The following is a 20,752-nucleotide window of genomic DNA, read 5'->3' as shown; positions in this document are numbered from 1 at the left end:
TGTATATGAACAAATTACAAGTTGTAATTCAAGGTTCAACTTACAATATTGTTACTGAAAAATCTAAAGAAGAAACAGATAAGATAGTTGAGAAAATTAACAAGGATATTGCAGATTGTAAAAACAGAAATTCAAAATTAACGACATTGAATGCAACTATCTTAGCTCTTATGAATTTGGCAGAAACTCACGATAATTTAACAACTGAATTAAATGAATACAAAAAAGAGAATGATCCAATTATCAAGGATTATTCTAACTTAAAATCTGATTGCGAAAAATTGTATCAAAATTTGGTTATTAAAGAAACAAACTTAAAACAAATGACTAAACAATACAATGAAATTAAAGAAAATTCTGAAAAGGAAAAAGAAGATATAAAGAAAAAAGCTGAAAAATACACTAACGAAATCAAAGCGCAATATGAACAAAAAGCATCAGATTTAAAAACAAAACTCAAAAAAGAGAATAAAACTACGGAAGATTTGAAAAAGCAAATTGAATTTTACGAAACAGAAAATGATGATATATCTCAAAAATACAAAGATTTAAAAGATGAATATAATAAATTAGCTTTTGAAAAAAATAAGCTAGAAAATATTTTAATGGATTATCAAAGGGATGAAATCATTGATTAGTGAAATATTAGCTCCTTGCGGAAATTGGGACATGGTAAAAGCAAGTGTCCGTGCGGGAACTGATGCCGTTTATCTTGGAACAAAAGAATTTTCCGCAAGGGCTTATGCTGAAAATTTTATTGTAGAAGATGTTAAGGAAGTTGTAAAATACTGCCATTTAAGAAACGTAAAAGTTTATGTAACATTAAACACTCTTATAAAACAATCAGAAATTCACAAGGCAATTGATTATGTAAACAGATTATATAACATCGATATTGATGCACTAATTGTGCAAGATATTGGTCTGGCATATCTTGTAAACAAGTTATTTCCTGATTTGGATTTACATGCATCTACTCAGATGAACATTAATAATTTGAATGGGGTATTAATTGCCAAAGAACTTGGTTTCAAAAGAATTGTATTGGCTAGGGAAACTGATTTAGAAGAATTAAAAAATATTAGGAAAAACTGTGACATTGAAATAGAAGTTTTCATTCATGGATCATTATGTGTGTGCCAATCAGGGCAATGCTTGATGAGTTCATTAAATGGTGATAGAAGTGCAAATAGAGGAAGATGTGCTCAACCTTGTAGGAAGGATTACAAGATTATTTTAGCCAACGAAACTATTAATTCAAAGCTGTCTTATCTCAGTCCAAAAGATTTGTGTACTATCGATAATGTTGACGAAATCGCAAAATATTGTGATAGTTTGAAAATCGAAGGAAGAATGAAATCCAAGGAATACGTGTACTCTATTGTAAAATCTTACAGAGAAAAATTAGACAATGGTAAATACGATTATTATTTAGACGAAGTTAAAAATCGTGGATTTACAAAAGGATTAATCAATAATACAAATGGATACAATTACGTTGAACTTGGTAGGAAAAATCAAATTAAAGGTAACACAGTAGGAAAAGTATTAGGAAAAGGGAAAATAAAATTTACAGAAGATGTATTTAAGAAAGATATTTTAATACTTTCTAACGGGAAAAATACTTTTCCGTTGACATTAACTGAGAATTATACGAAAAATAGCATAGCTTCATTTAAAAACATAGGTGATGCTCTTGAAAATTCTGATGTAAAAAGAGTTAGTCACATTAAAATAGTTGATGAATCAAATGAAGAAAAAAATGTGAAATTTGATTTACAAGTCAAGTTTATTTGTAAAAAATTTCAACCTATTCAAATATTTGTAAATGATCTAATATATAACACTAATATAATTTGCGATGACGCAAAAAATAAGCCAATAGATGATGATTTTATACGTAATCAAGTACTAAAAACAGGAAACTATCCAGTAAATATTTCTGAGCTGGAAATTATACTAGATGATGGATTATTTTTATCGAAAAGTCAGATAAATCAGATAAGAAGAGATTTCATAGAATTCTATTTGGAAGAAAAAGCTGATTTTAATCATAGAAAACAAAAAAATGTTGATTTGAAAAATTTAGATAATCTAATAGAAAAAAATAGAATTAATAATTCAAGTTATAAAACAGTTTATGTAGATGAAGTGGATGGTTACAGCAATAAAATTTCATCAGAATACATCGTGAGAGTTCCAAGATTTTTGAATCAAGAAAAAACGGATAAGTTTATAAAAAAGTGCAGAGAAAATAATGTATCCAAACTTTTAATCAATAATATTGGAGATATTATTATAGCTAGGGATATTAGAGCTGATTTTGTTGTTAGTGACTATCAGATGAATGTATTTAATACTTTATCAGCAAAAGTTTTAAATGATTTGGGAGTAGATGTAATAACTTTATCAGTTGAATTAAACAAATCTGAAATTAAAGAAATTGTAGAAAATTCAAATTACAATTATGAATTGGTTGTTGAAGAAAACTTAGTTAATATGATTACTATTTATTGTCCTTTTTCGAGCATAATAAAATGTAATGGGAAAAATTGTGAGTTCTGTAAGTTTAATGATTGTTATATTGAAGGAGATTTTTCTAAATATAAGGTTGTAAGAATGGACGATTACTCTTTAATTTATTCTTGTGATAGAATTAAGATAGATGAGAATGATATAGATTTCAACTTATATTCAATTAGGAAAAACAAATATGCAACTGGAAAATCTAATGAATTTCATTTTAAAAAAGGAATTTTATAAATGGATAAAAAGACATTAAACACACTTGAATACAACGAAATAAAAAATAAAATTGAAAAACTTTGCAAATCTAAATTGGGGAAAAGTATAGCCAATAAATTGGAACCTATGATAAATGAGGATGAAATCAGACAAAGTTTGGATGAAACTTATGAAGCTATGAGTATGATTTACAAATTTTCTAATCCTCCTATATATGAGATTATAAATGTTAAAGCAAGTATAATGCATGTATCAAAGGGTGGATACATAGTTCCAGAAGTTTTGTTGAAAATCGGCCAAATCTTAAGTAGCGTTCACGATATAAAAAGATACGCTGGAGAATCTGACGAAAATCACGAAAATTACCCTATGATTATGGCAATGATGGATTCTTTGGTAGAAGAGCCCGATTTAGTAGCAACTATAAATAATGCAATAATTTCCGAAGATGAAATTAGCGATAATGCTAGTAGAAATCTCGCTAGAATTAGACAAACTAAAAGGCAAAAGACAGAAAATATTAGAGATAAAATTAACAGTATTTTATCTTCTAATGATCAAGCATTACAAGAAAACATCGTAACTATGAGAGATGATAGATATGTAATTCCTGTAAAAGTTTCACATAAATCATCTTTTAAAGGAATCGTACACGACCATTCTTCTTCGGGTCAAACAGTATACATCGAACCGATGGAGGTTGTAGAATTAAACAATGAATTGAGAATGCTTGAAGCAGAAGAAAGAGAAGAAATAATAAGAATTTTGAAAGGAATTTCTGATAGAGTTTATGATGCTAAGGATTCGATTTTTGTGGATCAGGATGTTTTATCAAGATTAGATTTCATATTCGCTAAAGCAAAATATGCGATAGAAATTGATGCGACAAATCCCAAACTAAACACTAATGGATATTTTAATTTCAAAAATGCAAGACATCCTTTATTGGACAAGAAAAAAGTTGTGCCTATAAGTATTTATCTTGGTGATGATTATAATACATTGGTAATAACTGGACCTAATACTGGTGGTAAAACTGTAACACTTAAAACAGTAGGTCTGATAACTTTAATGGCACAATCTGGAATTTTAATTCCCGTAGATGAAAATTCGGAAGTAGCAATATTCGATAATATATTCACAGATATTGGTGATGAACAAAGTATAGAACAATCTTTGTCAACTTTTTCGGCTCATATGAAAAACATTGTCCACATTGTAAATAATATTACGTTTAATTCTCTTGTGTTATTCGACGAACTTGGTGCAGGAACAGATCCAACAGAAGGAGCGGCGTTGGCGATTGCAATTTTGAGAATTTTCTTAGACAAATCTATAAGAACAATTGCTACAACTCACTATTCTCAACTTAAAATATTTGCATTGACAGAAAGATACGTAAAAAATGGTTCAGTAGAATTTGATGTAAATACTTTATCACCAACTTATAGATTGCGAATTGGAATTCCTGGTAAATCAAATGCATTTGAAATTTCTAGAAGACTTGGTCTTGATGATGATATAATTAATAATGCAAAGGAAATCTTGTCTCAAGAAGACAAAGATTTTGAGGATGTTTTATCAGATATTGAATCTGAAAAGAAACAAATTGACGAAGATAAAAGAAGACAATTAGAACTTAAAGAAGATTTATTAAAGCTTCGTGACAGATACGAAAAAGAACTTGAAAAGACAAAACTCGAAAAAGAAAGAATTATTAATGAAGCAAAAGAAAACGCAAATGAAATTTATATTCAAGCTAAGGAAGAATCACGTGAGCTTATCAATAAATTAAAATTCTTAGAGAAAGAATCTGATGCCAGAACAGTAGCTAATGATGTTGAAAGTAAATTTAATAAAAGAATTAAAAAGAGTTCCACTAAAAAACTATTGAACGAAACATCTAAGAAACAAAATCTTCAATTAGGAGATGAAGTCGAAATCTTAGGAATTGACCAACAAGGTACTATTGTTTCAGAGCCTGATAAAAAAGGTGATTTATTGGTTCAAGTGGGTATCTTAAAGATAAATGCCAATGTTAAGAATTTGAAGAAAATTAAAGAACAAGAAGTAATTCAATCATCAAAGAGCATTAAAAGTATTATAAAAAATAAAGCTAATTCTGATATAAAAAGCGAAATTGATTTGCGTGGTAAGAATATCGAAGAAGCGATATACGAGCTTGACAAATACATTGATGACTGTGTAATTGTCGGTTTGAAAAAAGTGAATATAATTCACGGAAAAGGAACTGGTATGCTCAGAAAAGGTATCAGAGAATACCTAAGAAGTGATAAAAGAATCAAAAAGGTTGAAGATGCAGCTTATAATGAAGGCGGGCTTGGAGCTACTTTCATTTATTTAAAGTAAGGGGATTAAAATGATAAATTTTAAAGAAGAAGTAAAAGAAATTATACTAGGATTTGACACTGGTCTAACTGAAAAAGAAATATCAGATTTAATCGAAATTCCACCAAATAGTGATATGGGAGATTATGCGTTTCCAGTGTTTAAATTAGCAAAAACTTTTAGAAAAGCACCTAATTTAATCGCAGAAGAATTAGCTAAAAAAGAATTCAGCAATGAAAATATCAAAAAAATTGCAAATGTAGGTCCTTACGTAAACTTTTTTGTAGATAATTCAAAATTAGTAGAAAGTGTTCTAACAGAAACTGTTAAAGATGATTTTGGAAGTAGTCATATCGGCGTTGGGAAAAATGTTGTGTTTGACTTTTCTTCTACAAATATAGCAAAGCCATTTCATATTGGACATTTACGCTCCACTGTAATAGGAAATGCCATCAGAAACATAATGAAATATCAAGGGTTTAATACAACTGGTGTTAATTACATTGGTGATTATGGAACTCAATTTGGAATGATGATTTCAGCTTATTTGAAATGGGGAGACGAAGATAAAATAAATGCTGATCCAATCAAAGAACTTTTAAATCTTTATGTTAAGTACAACAAAGTTGCAAAAGAAGACGAAACATATATGGATGAGGCGCGTGAATGGTTTGATAAATTAGAAAAAAAAGATTCAACCGCAGTAAAGCTATGGTCTTGGTTTAGAGATATTTCATTAAAAGAATTCCAAAGAGTTTATGATTTACTAGGAGTTGAGTTTGACAATTTTAATGGTGAATCATTCCACTCACAATTTATTGGAGATGCATTAGAAGCTATAGATAAGAAAAATTTACTAGAAGAATCCGATGGTGCAATGATAATCAATTTGGATGATGAAAACTTGCCACCTGTTTTAATAAAAAAATCAAATGGGTCTTCAACATACTTAACAAGAGATATTGCCACTGCAATGTATCGTAAAAAAACTTACGATTTTTATAAAAATGTATACGTTGTTGCTAGTCAACAAAAACTTCATTTTGAACAATTAAGAGCCGTTTTGAAAAAAATGGGATTTGATTGGTGGAATGATTGCGAACATGTTTCTTTTGGTATGGTTAGCATGAAAGATGGATCTATGAAAACAAGAGAAGGTAAAGTTATTTTCCTAGAAGATGTTTTAAATAGAGCTATTGATAAAATAAAATCAATCATAGAAGAAAGGAATCCTAATCTTGAAAATAAAGAAGAAGTGGCAAAACAAGTTGGTGTTGGAGCTGTAATATTCCAAGATTTATTCAATAATAGAATAAAAGATTATACGTTTGATTGGGATCAAGTTTTGAATTTTGATGGAGAAACTGGACCATATACACAATATACATTTGCAAGAAGTTGTTCTATATTAGACAAGGGAGAATTTGAATTAAAAGACAATAGCAAATTTGATTTATTAGTTGACGATACAGAAATCGACATTGTAAAACACTTATCAAAATTTGAAGAAGTTTTATTAAATGCTACTGAAAAATACGAACCTTCTTTCTTGACACGTTATACAGTAGAATTAGCAAAACTATTCAATAAATTTTATGCAAATTGTCCAATCAACACTGTAGAAGATGAACTAAAATATCAAAGATTGTATCTAACTTATTCTGTTAACAAATGCTTGAAATTATCTTTGAGCTTGTTAGGCATTGAAGCACCAGTTAGAATGTAGGGAGAATAATGGACTCATTTATAGAAATAATCAAAAATTCTTTTACAAGAACCGCACATACAATTAAATATTTTCCGTTGATTTTTGCATCAATGATTGTAATGAAATTATCGTTAAATATGTCTAATAATATTTTGTTTAGATTATCTGTATCTAAAGAAATATCAAACGTGATAATAGCGGTTTTGGTTACATTTCTGTTGAGTATCCTTTTAAATATGCTTAGTATTTCGGTTCATACAAGAGATAACTATCAAATAGAACCGATTACTATTCCCAAATTAATGTTAAAGGTCGCTTTTAATGGAGGAATTTTATTGTTGTTGTATTTTTTCTTAAAAAAATACGAGGGAGCAGTAATTGTTCTTTTATTAATATTTAATCCGTTAGTGGAGACACTTTACATGATTGACGAAGAATTTTATAAATCGATTTGCACATCATTAAAATTTAATTTTAAAAATTTTTTAACATGGAATATACCTAATGTTGCGATTTTTGCAATTTTGTATAATTTGATTATGAAGAATTACACATTTGAAGACTTTATAATGTCAAATGAAGTTGTGTCGATTTTAAAATTTGGATTGCTTTTGATGTTCATTTCGTTGTTCATGTTGTATAGGGCTAATTTGTACAGAATTTTAGAAACGGGGGAGAAATAAATGATTAATAAGATTGACGAATATTTCAGTAAATTTATGGACCAGTTGGTGTATGTGAATTTATTAGAATCAAATGATTACATTGATAAAGATATTCCACTACCTGTTTTAGAGAAAGATTTGTTAGATGGAGTCAAGAATAATGATTTCGTCAAAAATTTTGATTTGGAATTAATAATTAAAGGCATGATTTATAACATAGCTTACGATAGATCATTCAAATACTGTGTAAACTACACAGATATTATGTACAATATTTTTCCTGATAATGAAAAATCAATAATATCTATGGGAGTTGAAAAGATTTCAAACCCAAAAGAAGCTGTTATTTATTTTAGAACAAATGATATATTAAAATCGGATATTGCAGATAATGCGTATTATTATGCGTATTGTTTGAGATTAATGGCGCTTGAAGATGAGTTTAATTCTAGTATTTTTATCGAAGAAGCTTTCAGAGTGTTAAATGAAAATGTTTTGAATTTTCCTGATTTCTTCTTAAATTATGTAGAACTTGCAAATCTAGAATTACTAAATCATAATTATATAAAAGCTTATGATTACTTAAAAAATACTCATAAGATGGCAACTTCACCTAACGATTACGATGAAAAAAGAGTATTAATTGTGATAAATGAAGTTGAACGTTTAATGGAGGATATAAAGCCTTTAAGAGATTTGGATTTTGCGACTACTTTAATCAATTCAAAACCACAAAAAGCACTTGAAATTTTCCAAGAACTTGAAAAGACTTCTAGAATTGTTTATTTAATGGGTAAATGTTACTTGAATTTGAATGATTTGGATAAAGCTATAGAATATTTTGAAAAATCAGAGAATATGGGATTTGATCATGTTGATTTGTATAATGATATGTCTGTGGCTTATTTCAACGATTATGATTTTGAAAAATCAATTCAAGTTTTAAATCGTGGGCTCAAAATCCACAAAGACAATGAAATTTTATTGTACAATAAAGCAGTTATTGAACTAAACTCAAATAGAGTTGCAAAAGCACAGGATACATTGTCAACTTTGGTTTCTTATGATGATGTACACGAAGATATTTTTAATATGGCAATGCAATTATTGCAAAAAATAGAAGAAGACAATTAAATGTCTTCTTCTGTTATTTTAAGCGTATTGTCCAATCGGTCGATGATTTCTAAAGCGCTTATTATGTTTTTTCTTGCTTTGTAACAATCCAAATTAATATCTACCAATTCATTAATTTTGTTTATTCTATAAACAATGGAGTTTCTGTGTACATTCAGTCTTTGAGATGCCTTTATTAATGAACGTTCTTCTACAAGATAAAAGTATAATGTTCTGAGAAGGTCTGTGCCATTATTTATATCGTCATATTTTAGTTTATAGATGAATTCTGGAACTAAAATTTCTATTTCAGAATCCAAACATACCAAATCATAGATGATTTTACAGCAATTATCGTTTATGTTATCAGTTAATTCTATATTGTTTTCTAAAATTCTTCTAGACAAATCATAAGCTTTTTTCAAATTGAATAGGTTGTTTTTTAGTGATAATTTAATGCTTTTTAAGTCGTATTTTTCAGTAAAGAAGTTTAAATTTGTCTTTACTGATGAAACATCTTTAATTTTATTATTAGTTAATAACACAAGGTATCCTTCTTGTAATACAGAATACATATACATTGGATAATCCAAAACAAACCTATTTCCGTGTGAGAACATATCTTGGTATTTAAATAAACCACCTTCAATTTTAATTACATTAATATCGTAATTGTCATCTGTTTTCCAGCCTATATTTGCGATATTTTCTTCGTCTTTTTCTGTAATATTTCCAGAAATCAAATTCTTAATAGTACTGTATATGTCTTCTTTTGAATTTATCAGTCCGTTTACATTGTTATAAATATATGTTGAAATTATTTTGGAAATTTTTCTGAATTCAAATTCATATTCATCTTCAATAGTTTCAAAAGCGAGATATCCGTACAATTTGCTCAAGCTTTTCTTTTTTATTTCCAACGGATAAATCTTTTTTATAGTTGAAAAATCAAATGTATTTAGCAACAACTTTTTGTTTGAATTCAATAGGCATACATTTACATCAAAATAATTTTTTATGATTAAAAGCAAATTATTAACAGCCTCACGGTTTGAAATTGTATTGTAAATTCTATTATAGAACTCGGAATGCTCTCGCAAAAATCCATTCACAATTTCGTAAACTTTGAAAATATCATCTTGTTTTGAATAAATAATATTTGCATTCTCGTTTTCTATAATTTCATCTTCTGCTTTCAAAAAAAGAATATTAGAATTTTTAGGACACATAATATTTTTGTCATATTCAATTATGGATAGGGTGTTTTTCTGATCAGAAATACAATTTAACGAAATATTATCGATATCGTTTATTATTTTTATGTCCGAAGAGTCAACCAACTCATACATTTGTTTTACCAATAATCTTATATTCATTTTATCACCTTTAATTATCGTTAGACCTGTGTTATTATCTATAGTATAAATAATATCACAACCAACAAATTTTTTAAATATAAACAGGAGATACTTATGAAAAAGACTGCAATTATACTTATGATAATTACACTACTATCAAAAGTCTTAGGATTAGTAAGAGAAACTACACTGGCATATTTTTTTCCTACAAATGGGCCGGTTGCCAACGCATTTTTGGTTTCGCAAATATTGCCGATTACAATAGTAAGCTTGTTTTCAGCGGGAATTTCAACTTCTTTTATTCCTATATATAATAAAATAGTACACGAAAAGGGAAAGGAAGAAGGCGATATTTTTACATCAAATATCAACAATATAGTTGTTATTATAATATTAGCATTAATAGTAATACTGGAGATTTTTACACCATCTGTAATTAAAATTTTCGCTCCAGGATTTACTGGATATACAAAAGAATTAACTATAAAATTCATGCGATTGACTTTATTGTCAATGATACCGTCCATAATGTCATGTGTATTCAAGGGATATTTGAATGCGAATAATCATTTTGTAGTTCAAAATTTACAAGGTTTTATAATGAATTTCTTCATTATACTTGCTCTTGTAATTTCCAATAAATACGATAATAATATGATAGTTGGAATTGGTTTGCTATTGGGAAATGCACTCCAATATTTGCCTTACATATTTATAACGAAAAGAAAGAATTTTAAATATCATAAGATTTTAGATTTTTCAGATAAAAATGTAAAGATGATTGTTCTTTTATCAATTCCGATAATTTTAGGAGTATCGGTAAATCAAATCAATGTTATGGTAGATAAGTCGATAGCATCTACAGTTTCAGCTAATGGTATTCCAATTCTAAATTATGCATCAAGGCTTATTGAATTTGTAACTGGTATTGTTATAGCAAATATTTCTGTAATTGTGTATCCTGAATTGTCTAGAAATTTTATCGCTAATGATTTGAATAAAATGAAAGATAGCATAATGAAATCAATGTCTATGATTTGTATTTTAGTAATTCCGGCGACAATAGGACTTTTGGTATTATCTTATCCTATTACTAAGATGCTATTCTTTAGGGGAGCGTTCACGATGAATGATGTTGATATGACATCAGTTTGTATGTTCTTCTACGCTTTGGGGATCATAGGAACTGCTATCAGAGATATTTTGTCGAAATCATTTTATGCCATGAATGATACAAAAACTCCTACGATTAATTCTGTTATTATGGTTGCTATAAATATAATAGGAAATATTATTTTATCAAGAATTTTTGGCTTAGTAGGATTAGCAGTAGCAACAAGTTTTGCAAATCTAATTGGAGCAATAATGATAATAATGAGATTACACAAAAAAATTGGGGATTTTAGCTCTACAAAATCATCATTTGTAAATATTTTTAAGATGTTGATCTCATCGTTGATAATGGGAGCTTTAGCTTATATTACATTTAAAACGACCAATATGAGATTTTCAAATACATTATCATTAATGATGTCTATAATTGTTGCAGGAATTAGTTATTTGAGTTGTATTTTAATTTTTAAGGTCGATGAACTAAACGAAATTATCGCTTTTTATAAAAACAGAAGAAAAAAATAGATGGTTTGACAATTGAAAGTTTTTTGAATATAATTTTGTTATAAAGACAAAGATAAAAAGAGCGCATTATGATTGATTTTCAGAGAGATAAGGGTTGGTGTGACTTATTATTCATAGTAATTGCAGACATTTTTGAGTCGAATTTTCCGCTTAATAGCGTTATAAATTAAAGTGAGGTTTACCTAATTAGGGTGGTACCGCGATTTAACTCGTCCCTTATCATAAGGACGGGTTTTTTATATTTTAGGAGGTTTTTTATGAATAGTATGGGAAATCTTAGACGTACTCACATGTGTGGGGAGTTGAGATTAAGTGATGTAAACAAAGAAGTCATTCTTATGGGATGGGTTCAAAAAGAGAGAAATTTAGGATCTCTTATCTTTATAGATTTGAGAGATAATACAGGAATAACTCAAATAGCTATAAAGGATGATAACAAAGAGATTTTCGATAAAGCAAAAGATGTTAAAAGCGAATATGTTTTATGTGTAAAAGGTGATGTTAGAGAAAGAGAATCAAAAAACAACAACATTCCTACTGGAGAAATTGAAGTTATAGCTAACGAACTAATTGTTTTGGATACAGCGAATGTTCCTCCAATTTACATTAAAGATGATGATAATGCTCAAGAAGCTGTTAGGTTAAAGTACAGATATTTGGATTTAAGAAAACCTAAATTACAAAATAATTTAAAATTAAGAGCCAAAACTAATAAATTAATTCGTGATTATTTAGATGAAAATGGATTTTATGAAATTGAAACTCCATTTTTAGGAAAGCCAACTCCAGAAGGAGCTAGAGATTATTTGGTTGCAAGTAGAGTAAATGAACACAGTTTCTACGCATTGCCACAATCACCACAATTAATGAAGCAACTTCTTATGATTAGTGGAATGGACAGATACTACCAAATCGTTAAATGTTTCAGAGATGAAGATTTGAGAGCGAATAGACAACCGGAATTCACTCAAGTGGATATGGAAATGAGTTTTGTTGATCAAGAAGATGTAATGACATTGAATGAAGGCTTGATTAAAAAACTTTTCAAAGAAATTAGAGGAATTGATATTCCAACTCCTATTAATAGAATGACTTACGCAGAAGCTATGGAAAGATATGGATGCGACAAGCCAGATTTGAGATTTGGATTTGAATTGAAAAATATCACTGAATTAGTAAAAGATTCAGAATTCAAAGTATTCTCAAGTTGTAATGATAAAAACAAAAGCGTTAGATGTATCAATATTGGGAATTATGAAAGTGAATACTCACGTAAAAAAATTGACAAATTAGAAAAATTTGTAAAAGAATACGGTGCTAAAGGTTTAAGTTGGATAAGAGTTCACGATGGAGAAATTCAATCTTCAATTAAAAAATTCTTATCTGATGAAGAAATGAATTCGATAATTGAATCTACAAAAGAAGACGAAAATGCATTAATATTTATACTAGCAGACAAAAATGATGTTGTATTTAATGGATTAAGTGCATTAAGAAACAAAATTGCAAGAGATATGAATTTGGTTGACAATGATACATTCGAATTTGTTTGGATAGTTGATTTCCCATTATTTGAATTCGACGAAGAAGAAAACAGATTTGTAGCAATGCATCACCCATTTACAATGCCAAAAGAAGAAGATATTCAATATTTGTTAACTGACAAGGAAAAAGTAAGAGCTAAAGCTTACGATATTGTATGTAATGGAGACGAAATCGGTGGAGGTTCTATAAGAATTAACAATTCTGATTTACAAAAGAAAATGTTCGAAGCATTAGAATTAACTGAAGAAATGATTGAAAACAAATTTGGTTTCTTTGTAGAAGCTTTCAACTATGGAACACCTCCACATGGTGGATTAGCGTATGGTATGGATCGACTTATGATGTTATTAGTTGGAACTGATAATATCAAAGATGTTATAGCATTTCCTAAAACACAATCTGCTACAGATTTATTAACTGGTGCTCCATCAAATGTTGACGAGAAACAACTTAAAGAAATTCACATCAAATTAGATTAGTATGGATAAAAGATTTGAAAGAACAAAACTTCTAATAGGTGAAAATGACCTAGAAAATATCATCAACTCCAAAGTAGCTGTTATTGGCTGCGGTGGAGTTGGAGGTTTTGTAATAGAAGCTTTGGCTAGATGTGGAGTAGGAACATTAGCAATAGTAGATTATGATACTATCGATATAACAAACATCAATCGCCAAATTATAGCTTTGGAAGATACTGTTGGAAATTATAAGGTAGATGAATTTGAAAAAAGAATTCACAGAATTAATCCGAATTGCAAAGTTATTAAATTTAGGGAAAAGTTTGATAATTCTACTGTTGATTTATTTAATCTTAAAGATTATAATTATGTTATAGACGCTATCGATTTAATATCAGCGAAGCTAGATTTGGCTGAGTATTGCTATAAAAACGATATTAAGTTGATAAGTTCTATGGGTGCGGGATCGAAACTAAATCCTTTTCTTTTTAGAATTACGGATATTAAAAAGACCCACACTTGTCCAATGGCTAAAGTAATGAGAAAAGAGCTAAAAAGAAGAAACGTTGACAAACTTACATGCATTTGGTCTGATGAACAAAGGTCAGGAGAAGTTCTATCTTCAAATGGAAGAAATGCTCCGGCAAGTATAAGCTTTGTACCTTCATGTGTCGGACTTATGATTGCATCGTATGTTATTAAAGAATTGAGGTAATTTTTTGGCAAAAGAAGGAATGGTTATAAAAACTGAATCCACAAAAGCATCTGTTCTAATTACTAGAAAAGGAGCTTGTGGTGGTGAAGGTTGCAGCAAATGTTCAGGTTGTGAACATCAAACGCAAGTTATAGAATGTGCAAACTATATAAGTGCTAAGGTAGGGGATAGAGTGCAAATTTCAGGTGACGATTCTTCAATGCTTAAATATACAGCATTGTTGTATTTAGTGCCTTTAACATTTTTCCTAATTGCTCTTATATCATCATATTCTATTTTGGAAAATAAAATAGGAAATTTTGAATTAGCATCTTTTGGTATAGGACTTGTAGGATTATTAATTGGCTATATAATTGTAAAATTTATAGATAAAAAATTTGTTGATAAGGACCTAGTTCATATCACGAAAATAATTGGAGGTTTGTATGAATAATTGTAGACAAAATTTAGAAAATTTTGACCCAGAGGTATTTGGACATCTAAATGATGAAATCAAAAGACAAGAAGAACATATCGAGTTGATAGCTTCAGAAAACTTTGTTTCAAAAGCAGTACTTGAAACTATGGGTACTGAATTAACTAACAAGTATGCTGAAGGATATCCTGGAAAAAGATATTACGGCGGTTGTGAACATGTTGATAAAATAGAACAATTAGCTATAGATAGATTAAAAGAATTATTTAATGCAGATCATGCTAACGTTCAACCTCACTGTGGAGCAAATGCTAATATTGCTGTATATGTTGCAGTTTTAAAACCTGGAGATACAGTATTAGGTATGAGATTAACAGAAGGTGGACACTTAACTCATGGATCACCAGTAAATATGTCAGGTAAATTCTATAATTTCGTAGATTATGGTGTAGATCCTGAAACTGAAACAATTGATTATGAAAACGTTCGTGAATTAGCTTTAAAACACAAACCTAAATTAATCGTAGCTGGTGCTTCTGCATATCCAAGAGTTATAGATTTCAAAAAATTCAGAGAAATTGCAGATGAAGTTGGAGCATATTTAATGGTAGATATGGCTCACATTGCTGGATTAGTAGCTACTGGAGATCATCCAAGTCCAGTTCCTTATGCAGATTTTGTAACTACAACTACACATAAAACATTAAGAGGACCAAGAGGTGGAGCTATACTTTGTAAGGAAGAACACAAAAAATTATTAGACAAATCAGTATTCCCGGGATTCCAAGGTGGTCCATTAGAACACATTATTGCAGCAAAAGCAGTGTGCTTCAAAGAAGATTTACAACCAGAATTTAAAGAATACACTCATCAAATTTTGAAGAATGCAAAAGCTATGGAAAAAGTCTTCTTAGATAACGATGTAAGATTAGTTTCTGGTGGTACAGATAACCACTTATTATTAATCGACTGCAGAAGCTTTGATATGACTGGTAAAGAAGCAGAAGCGTTATTAAGTGAAGTTAATATTACAACTAACAAGAACACTATTCCGAATGATCCAGAAACACCATTTGTAACTAGTGGTATTAGAATTGGTACACCAGCTATTACAACTAGAGGATTGAAAGAAGCAGAAGCCGCAAAAGTAGCAGAATTTATGTTAGACGCATTAAAGAAACGTAGACCTTCTGAAGAAATCAAAAAAGATGTTGTAGAATTGATGAAACAATTCCCAATCAATAGATAAATTTTAAGCTAATACTAGACAAAAGTTTAGTATTAGCTTTATTTTTTTGATGAAATATTGTATATTTCACACATTTTATGGTATCATTTATACAGAAATGAGGTGATAACATGGCAAAACCAGTTGTTGCTATTGTAGGAAGAGCTAATGTAGGAAAATCTACATTGTTCAATAAATTAATAAAGAAAAGAATCGCAATCACTCAAGATGATCCAGGTGTTACAAGAGATAGATTGTATATGGAAGCTGAGTGGCAAAATAAATATTTTACAGTTGTAGATACAGGTGGTTTGGAACCAAAAAGTAATGAAATCATTACTAAAAATATTAAAAAACAAACAGAACTTGCTATTGAAACTGCAGATGTTATTTTGTTTATGGTTGACGGTAAACAAGGCATTACTCCGATTGATATGGAAGTTGCCGATATGCTTAGAAGAACGAAAAAAAGCGTAATTTTAGTTGTAAATAAGATTGATCATATAAAACAACAGGACAATGTGTATGATTTTTATAATCTTGGATTTTATGAAATATTTCCTATAAGTGCTTCAAATTCTATGGGGCTTGGAGATTTACTAGAAGCTGTAGTTTCAAAATTTGATGATAATTCAAATACAGAATCTGATGAGGATATTACAAAAGTTTGTTTAATTGGAAAACCAAATGTTGGTAAAAGTTCTTTGATTAATAACTTATTAAACGAAGAAAGAATGATAGTTACTGATATTGCAGGAACGACGAGAGATGCCATAGACTCCAAGATTAATTACAAGGGAAATGAGTATATATTTATAGATACAGCAGGTCTAAGAAAAAGAAAAAAGATAGACACAGAAGTCGAGAGATATTCTGTTGTAAGGACTTTGTCAGCAATTGATAGGTCTGATATTTGCGTTCTAATGATAGATGCCACTGAAGGTGTTAGCGAACAAGATACAAAAATTTTAGGATATGCTCATGATCAAGGCAAAGCTATGATTATTCTTGTGAATAAATGGGATCTTGTTGAAAAACAAACAAACACTATGAATGATTTCAAAAAAGATATCCGAACTAAATTGGGATTTGTAATGTATGTTCCTATCGTGTTCATAAGTGTAAAAGAAAACAAAAGAATAGATACTTTGTTTACTGAAATCGAAAAAGTAGATAATAATTATTCTATGAGAATTAGCACAGGTGTTTTGAATGATGTAATATCAAAAGCAGTATTATTAAATCCGCCACCATCAGATAAAGGTGTTCGTTTGAAAATATTTTATATTACTCAGATAGAAGCCAGACCACCAAAATTTTTGGTGTTCATAAATAGAAATGATTTGATGCATTTTTCATACCAAAGATATATCGAAAATCAGCTAAGGGAAAACTTTAGCTTTGAAGGTGTTCCTTTGCAATTTGAATTTAAGACAAGGGGAAAATAGTGAATTATTTATATTTAATTGTCCTTGGAATAATATGTTATTTCATAGGTAATATAAGTGGTTCTATTGTGCTTTCTAAGTTGATTTATAAACAGGATATAAGAAATTATGGAAGCAAAAATGCAGGTGCAACCAATGCTTTAAGAGTTTATGGAGTGAAGTTTGGTTTGGCAACTTTTTTGATTGATTTCTTAAAAGGATTATTGTGTGCATATTTGGGCTTTAAATTTTTCGGCAGTTTAGGTATACTAGTATGTGGGCTTTTATGTGTAATAGGACATATATTACCGGTTATTTATAATTTTAAAGGTGGTAAGGGAATTGCGACATCTTTCGGTGTTTTATTGTTTGCCCAACCTTTACAAATTTTATTTTTATTAATATTGTTTTTAATAGTTGTACTTATAACTAAATATGTTTCATTGGGAAGCATAATAGGATGTGTTTCAGCTGTTATTTATGGATTAATTTACATTAGAAAAGACTTTTACATTGGTTTAATTTATATTTTGCTAGGAATAATATCATTATTCAAGCATAGATCCAATATAAATAGATTGATTCATGGAAAAGAAAGTAAATTAGGTAAAAATTAGGAGGAAAAAATGAAAGTATTAGTAATCAATTGTGGTAGTTCTTCATTAAAATATCAATTATTTGATATGACTGATGAAAGTGTATTATGTAAAGGATTAGTAGAAAGAATTGGAATTGAAGGTTCTAAATTAACTCATAAAGTTAATGGAGAAAAATTAGTAGTCGAAGAACCAATGAAAGATCACACTGAAGCTATTAACCATGTTTTCGATGCTTTATTAGATGAAAAATATGGTGTTATCAAGAGTTTAGACGAAGTATCTGCTATTGGTCACAGAGTACTACACGGTGGAGATAAATTAACAGAATCTTGCATTATTGACGATAAAGTAAAAGATAAGATTAGAGAATTTATCAAATTTGGTCCACTTCACAACCCAGCTAACTTAATGGGAATTGAAGCATGTGAAAAATTAGCTCCAGGAAAGAAAAATATCGCTGTATTCGACACTGCTTTCCATCAAACAATGCCAGCTAAAACATTTATGTATGCTATTCCTTACGAATACTATGAAGATTACAGATTAAGAAAATTCGGCTTCCACGGAACAAGTCACAGATATATTACTTTAAGAACTCAACAATTATTAGATAAAGAAGACATCAATATTATTACAGTTCACTTAGGTAATGGTTCATCTATAGCAGCTGTTAAAGACGGAAAATGCTATGATACATCAATGGGACTTACACCATTGGAAGGACTTTTAATGGGAACTAGAAGTGGAGATTTGGATCCTACTGTAATGACATTCTTAATGAATGAAAAAGGATATTCAGCTGATGAAATGAACCAAATCTTGAATAAAAAATCTGGTGTATTAGGAGTTTCAGGAATTAGTTCAGACTTTAGAGATCTTGAAGAAGAAGCAGAAAAAGGAAATGATAGAGCTCAATTAGCATTGGATATGTTTATTGAAAGAGTTAAGAGATATATCGGTGGATATATGGCTGAATTAGGTCATGTTGATGCAATTTGCTTCGCTGGTGGTATCGGAGAAAATTCTTCATCTATGAGAAAAGATATCTTAGATACATTTGAAGAACTAGGCGTTAAATTAGACCTTGAAAAGAACAACACTCGTGAAGAAGCTTTAATCTCAGCTGATGATTCAAAAGTTAAAGTTTATGTTGTTCCAACTAATGAAGAATTAATGATTGCTAGAGACACTTTAGACTTAGCAAAATAATAATATTTTTATTGACAACTTAACATTATTATATTATAATTAACTACGTTGTTTGTATAAATTTTAAGGACTAAAGTCCTTAAGGAGGTGTAGCATGGCAGTACCAAAGAGAAAAACTTCTAAAACTAGAAGAGATAAAAGAAGAGCTTCTTCGTATAAATTACCAAGAGTTACTATAACTACATGTCCTAATTGTGGATCTCCAAAATTACCTCACAGAGTATGTAAAGAATGTGGGTATTACGATGGAAAACAAGTTGTAGATAATTCAGAACAAAATTAATGAAAAGAGAGCCGTTTAATTATTATTAAGCGGCTTTTTTATTTGTTTTATGTTATAACAAACAATATTGTGATAGAATATACTAGAGGTGAAGTATGAAAATTTTATTAGATACTTTGGGCTCTGATAAAGGAGCATCAGAATTAATAGAAGGAGCTATAATGGCTCTTGAACAAAAAGATTTTAACTTGACGATAGTAGGAAACGAAGAAGAAAATAGAAATATTGTAAATAAAAGATTTGAAGACAAAATAGATTTTATAAATGCTACAGAAACCATTGAAAACAATGAATCACCAACGAAAGCGATAAGATCAAAAAAAGATTCCAGTATGAGAAAATGTTTTGATTTATTAAACGAAGATTACGATGGGTTGTTATCGACAGGTTCTACTGGCGCTTTATTGACGGGGGCTACACTTATAACTAGAAGGCTTGATAATGTATCTAGACCTTGTTTGATGGTAACAGTACCTAGCTTAAAGGGTGATGTGGTAGTGTTAGATGTTGGCGCTAATGTTGATGTCACTTCTGAGTTATTAGAACAATTTGCAAAAATGGGATATGTATATTCCAAAAATATTTTAGGAAAAGAGGATTGCAAAGTAGGTCTATTAAATATTGGAGTCGAAGAACATAAGGGAGATTCATTAAGATTAGAAACATACAAGAATTTATCAAAATATCCTTATTTTAAAGGTAATGTTGAAGCAAGAGCTGTTTTGAAAGGTGATTTTGATGTCGTGGTAACTGATGGTTTTTCAGGAAATATTCTTCTGAAAACAATAGAAGGTTCGGTTGAGTTTATTAAAACTTTAGCTAAGTCAAAATTATCTAAGCTTGATGAAAAATCTCAACAAGCTATTATTCCTATGATTAAATCAATGAGTACAGGTATTGATTATAACAGTGTTGGATCTGCACCATTTCTAGGAACTAAGAAGCCGGTGTTTAAAGCTCATGGCTCATCTAACAGGGACGCTATTATGTCTGGGATTTTAACGCTGATAAAATTCGTTGAAGAAGATGTTACTGATAAATTAAAAAAGGAGTTAGCAAATGAATAAAGAAATTTATGAAAAAGTTGTTGAAGGCTTAAAAAAGGAATTTAATAGAGACGATATAGACGAAAAAACAAGATTTGTAGAAGATCTTAAAGCGGATTCAGTACGCTTATTGGAAATCGTAATGGATGTAGAAGAAGAATTTGATATAGAACTTGATGACGAAAAGTTATCTGAGTTAAAAAATGTAGAAGATGTAGTTAATGAAATTGAAAGGGCACAAGGAAAATAGT

At 29.4% G+C, this 20,752-nt stretch carries 18 protein-coding genes and 1 other annotated feature; of the genes, 17 read left to right on the top strand and 1 reads right to left on the bottom strand.

All coding sequences use genetic code 11. The features are described from left to right. Positions 1–5: 5 nt before the first annotated feature. The 6 genes from zapA to ABDJ34_RS01700 are packed head-to-tail and all read left to right on the top strand — an operon-like array spanning position 6 to position 8,601. Positions 6–638: a cell division protein ZapA gene (zapA, locus tag ABDJ34_RS01725; RefSeq protein WP_412701162.1), complete on the top strand. Its 633-nt coding sequence runs from the start codon at positions 6–8 to the stop codon at positions 636–638. After that, positions 622–2,763, top strand: a complete 2,142-nt coding sequence (locus tag ABDJ34_RS01720) for a U32 family peptidase (protein WP_412701161.1) — start codon at positions 622–624, stop codon at positions 2,761–2,763. The genes zapA and ABDJ34_RS01720 overlap by 17 nt, the downstream gene beginning before the upstream one ends. Beyond that, positions 2,764–5,115, top strand: coding sequence for an endonuclease MutS2 (locus ABDJ34_RS01715; protein WP_412701160.1), 2,352 nt, complete (start codon positions 2,764–2,766; stop codon positions 5,113–5,115). Positions 5,116–5,125: 10 nt separating this feature from the next. Then, positions 5,126–6,820, top strand: a complete 1,695-nt coding sequence (gene argS / locus ABDJ34_RS01710) for an arginine--tRNA ligase (protein WP_412701159.1) — start codon at positions 5,126–5,128, stop codon at positions 6,818–6,820. An 8-nt stretch (positions 6,821–6,828) separates the two neighbouring features. Then, positions 6,829–7,485 carry a hypothetical protein gene (locus ABDJ34_RS01705; protein ID WP_094205764.1) on the top strand — a complete coding sequence of 219 codons (657 nt, stop codon included), beginning with the start codon at positions 6,829–6,831 and terminating at the stop codon, positions 7,483–7,485. Continuing rightward, on the top strand, positions 7,486–8,601 hold the full coding sequence (locus ABDJ34_RS01700; protein ID WP_412701158.1) for a tetratricopeptide repeat protein: 1,116 nt from the start codon (positions 7,486–7,488) through the stop codon (positions 8,599–8,601). It abuts the gene before it with no gap. Here ABDJ34_RS01700 and ABDJ34_RS01695 read toward each other — a convergent pair. Continuing rightward, positions 8,598–9,956, bottom strand: a complete 1,359-nt coding sequence (locus ABDJ34_RS01695) for a helix-turn-helix domain-containing protein (RefSeq protein ID WP_412701157.1) — start codon at positions 9,954–9,956, stop codon at positions 8,598–8,600. The genes ABDJ34_RS01700 and ABDJ34_RS01695 overlap by 4 nt on opposite strands. A 96-nt stretch (positions 9,957–10,052) precedes the next feature. Here ABDJ34_RS01695 and murJ point away from each other — a divergent pair, with 96 nt between their 5' ends. The 11 genes from murJ to ABDJ34_RS01640 all read left to right on the top strand — a co-directional run bounded on the left by murJ (position 10,053) and on the right by ABDJ34_RS01640 (position 20,751). Next, complete coding sequence (murJ, locus tag ABDJ34_RS01690) at positions 10,053–11,576, top strand: murein biosynthesis integral membrane protein MurJ (protein ID WP_227905187.1); 1,524 nt, start codon at positions 10,053–10,055, stop codon at positions 11,574–11,576. Positions 11,577–11,616: 40 nt separating this feature from the next. Then, positions 11,617–11,796: a binding site (T-box leader), on the top strand. A 37-nt stretch (positions 11,797–11,833) separates the two neighbouring features. Continuing rightward, complete coding sequence (gene aspS / locus ABDJ34_RS01685) at positions 11,834–13,600, top strand: aspartate--tRNA ligase (protein ID WP_412701156.1); 1,767 nt, start codon at positions 11,834–11,836, stop codon at positions 13,598–13,600. Position 13,601: 1 nt separating this feature from the next. Then, a complete protein-coding gene (locus tag ABDJ34_RS01680) occupies positions 13,602–14,294 on the top strand; it encodes a tRNA threonylcarbamoyladenosine dehydratase (protein ID WP_002836544.1) in 693 nt (230 codons plus the stop codon). Between the two features lie 4 nt (positions 14,295–14,298). Next, positions 14,299–14,727: a SoxR reducing system RseC family protein gene (locus tag ABDJ34_RS01675; RefSeq protein ID WP_002837908.1), complete on the top strand. Its 429-nt coding sequence runs from the start codon at positions 14,299–14,301 to the stop codon at positions 14,725–14,727. Continuing rightward, positions 14,720–15,958: a serine hydroxymethyltransferase gene (locus ABDJ34_RS01670; protein WP_412701155.1), complete on the top strand. Its 1,239-nt coding sequence runs from the start codon at positions 14,720–14,722 to the stop codon at positions 15,956–15,958. The genes ABDJ34_RS01675 and ABDJ34_RS01670 overlap by 8 nt, the downstream gene beginning before the upstream one ends. Positions 15,959–16,068: 110 nt before the next feature. Beyond that, positions 16,069–17,385, top strand: a complete 1,317-nt coding sequence (gene der / locus ABDJ34_RS01665; RefSeq protein ID WP_094205757.1) for a ribosome biogenesis GTPase Der — start codon at positions 16,069–16,071, stop codon at positions 17,383–17,385. Then, a complete protein-coding gene (plsY, locus tag ABDJ34_RS01660; RefSeq protein ID WP_392435797.1) occupies positions 17,385–17,981 on the top strand; it encodes a glycerol-3-phosphate 1-O-acyltransferase PlsY in 597 nt (198 codons plus the stop codon). The genes der and plsY overlap by 1 nt, the downstream gene beginning before the upstream one ends. A gap of 9 nt (positions 17,982–17,990) precedes the next feature. Further along, positions 17,991–19,172: an acetate/propionate family kinase gene (locus tag ABDJ34_RS01655; protein ID WP_094207207.1), complete on the top strand. Its 1,182-nt coding sequence runs from the start codon at positions 17,991–17,993 to the stop codon at positions 19,170–19,172. A gap of 94 nt (positions 19,173–19,266) precedes the next feature. Beyond that, complete coding sequence (gene rpmF, locus ABDJ34_RS01650; protein WP_002836538.1) at positions 19,267–19,455, top strand: 50S ribosomal protein L32; 189 nt, start codon at positions 19,267–19,269, stop codon at positions 19,453–19,455. 95 nt (positions 19,456–19,550) lie between these two features. After that, positions 19,551–20,522 (top strand): phosphate acyltransferase PlsX, encoded by a 972-nt coding sequence (gene plsX, locus ABDJ34_RS01645; protein ID WP_412701154.1) that lies wholly within the window; start codon positions 19,551–19,553, stop codon positions 20,520–20,522. Then, complete coding sequence (locus ABDJ34_RS01640; protein WP_094207205.1) at positions 20,515–20,751, top strand: acyl carrier protein; 237 nt, start codon at positions 20,515–20,517, stop codon at positions 20,749–20,751. Before plsX ends, ABDJ34_RS01640 begins: the two co-directional genes overlap by 8 nt. Position 20,752 lies beyond the last annotated feature (1 nt).

The organism is Finegoldia dalianensis (assembly GCF_046255015.1).
In the GTDB taxonomy this organism is placed as follows: Bacteria; Bacillota; Clostridia; order Tissierellales; family Peptoniphilaceae; genus Finegoldia; species Finegoldia magna.
This window is presented reverse-complemented; position numbering and strand designations above follow the sequence as displayed.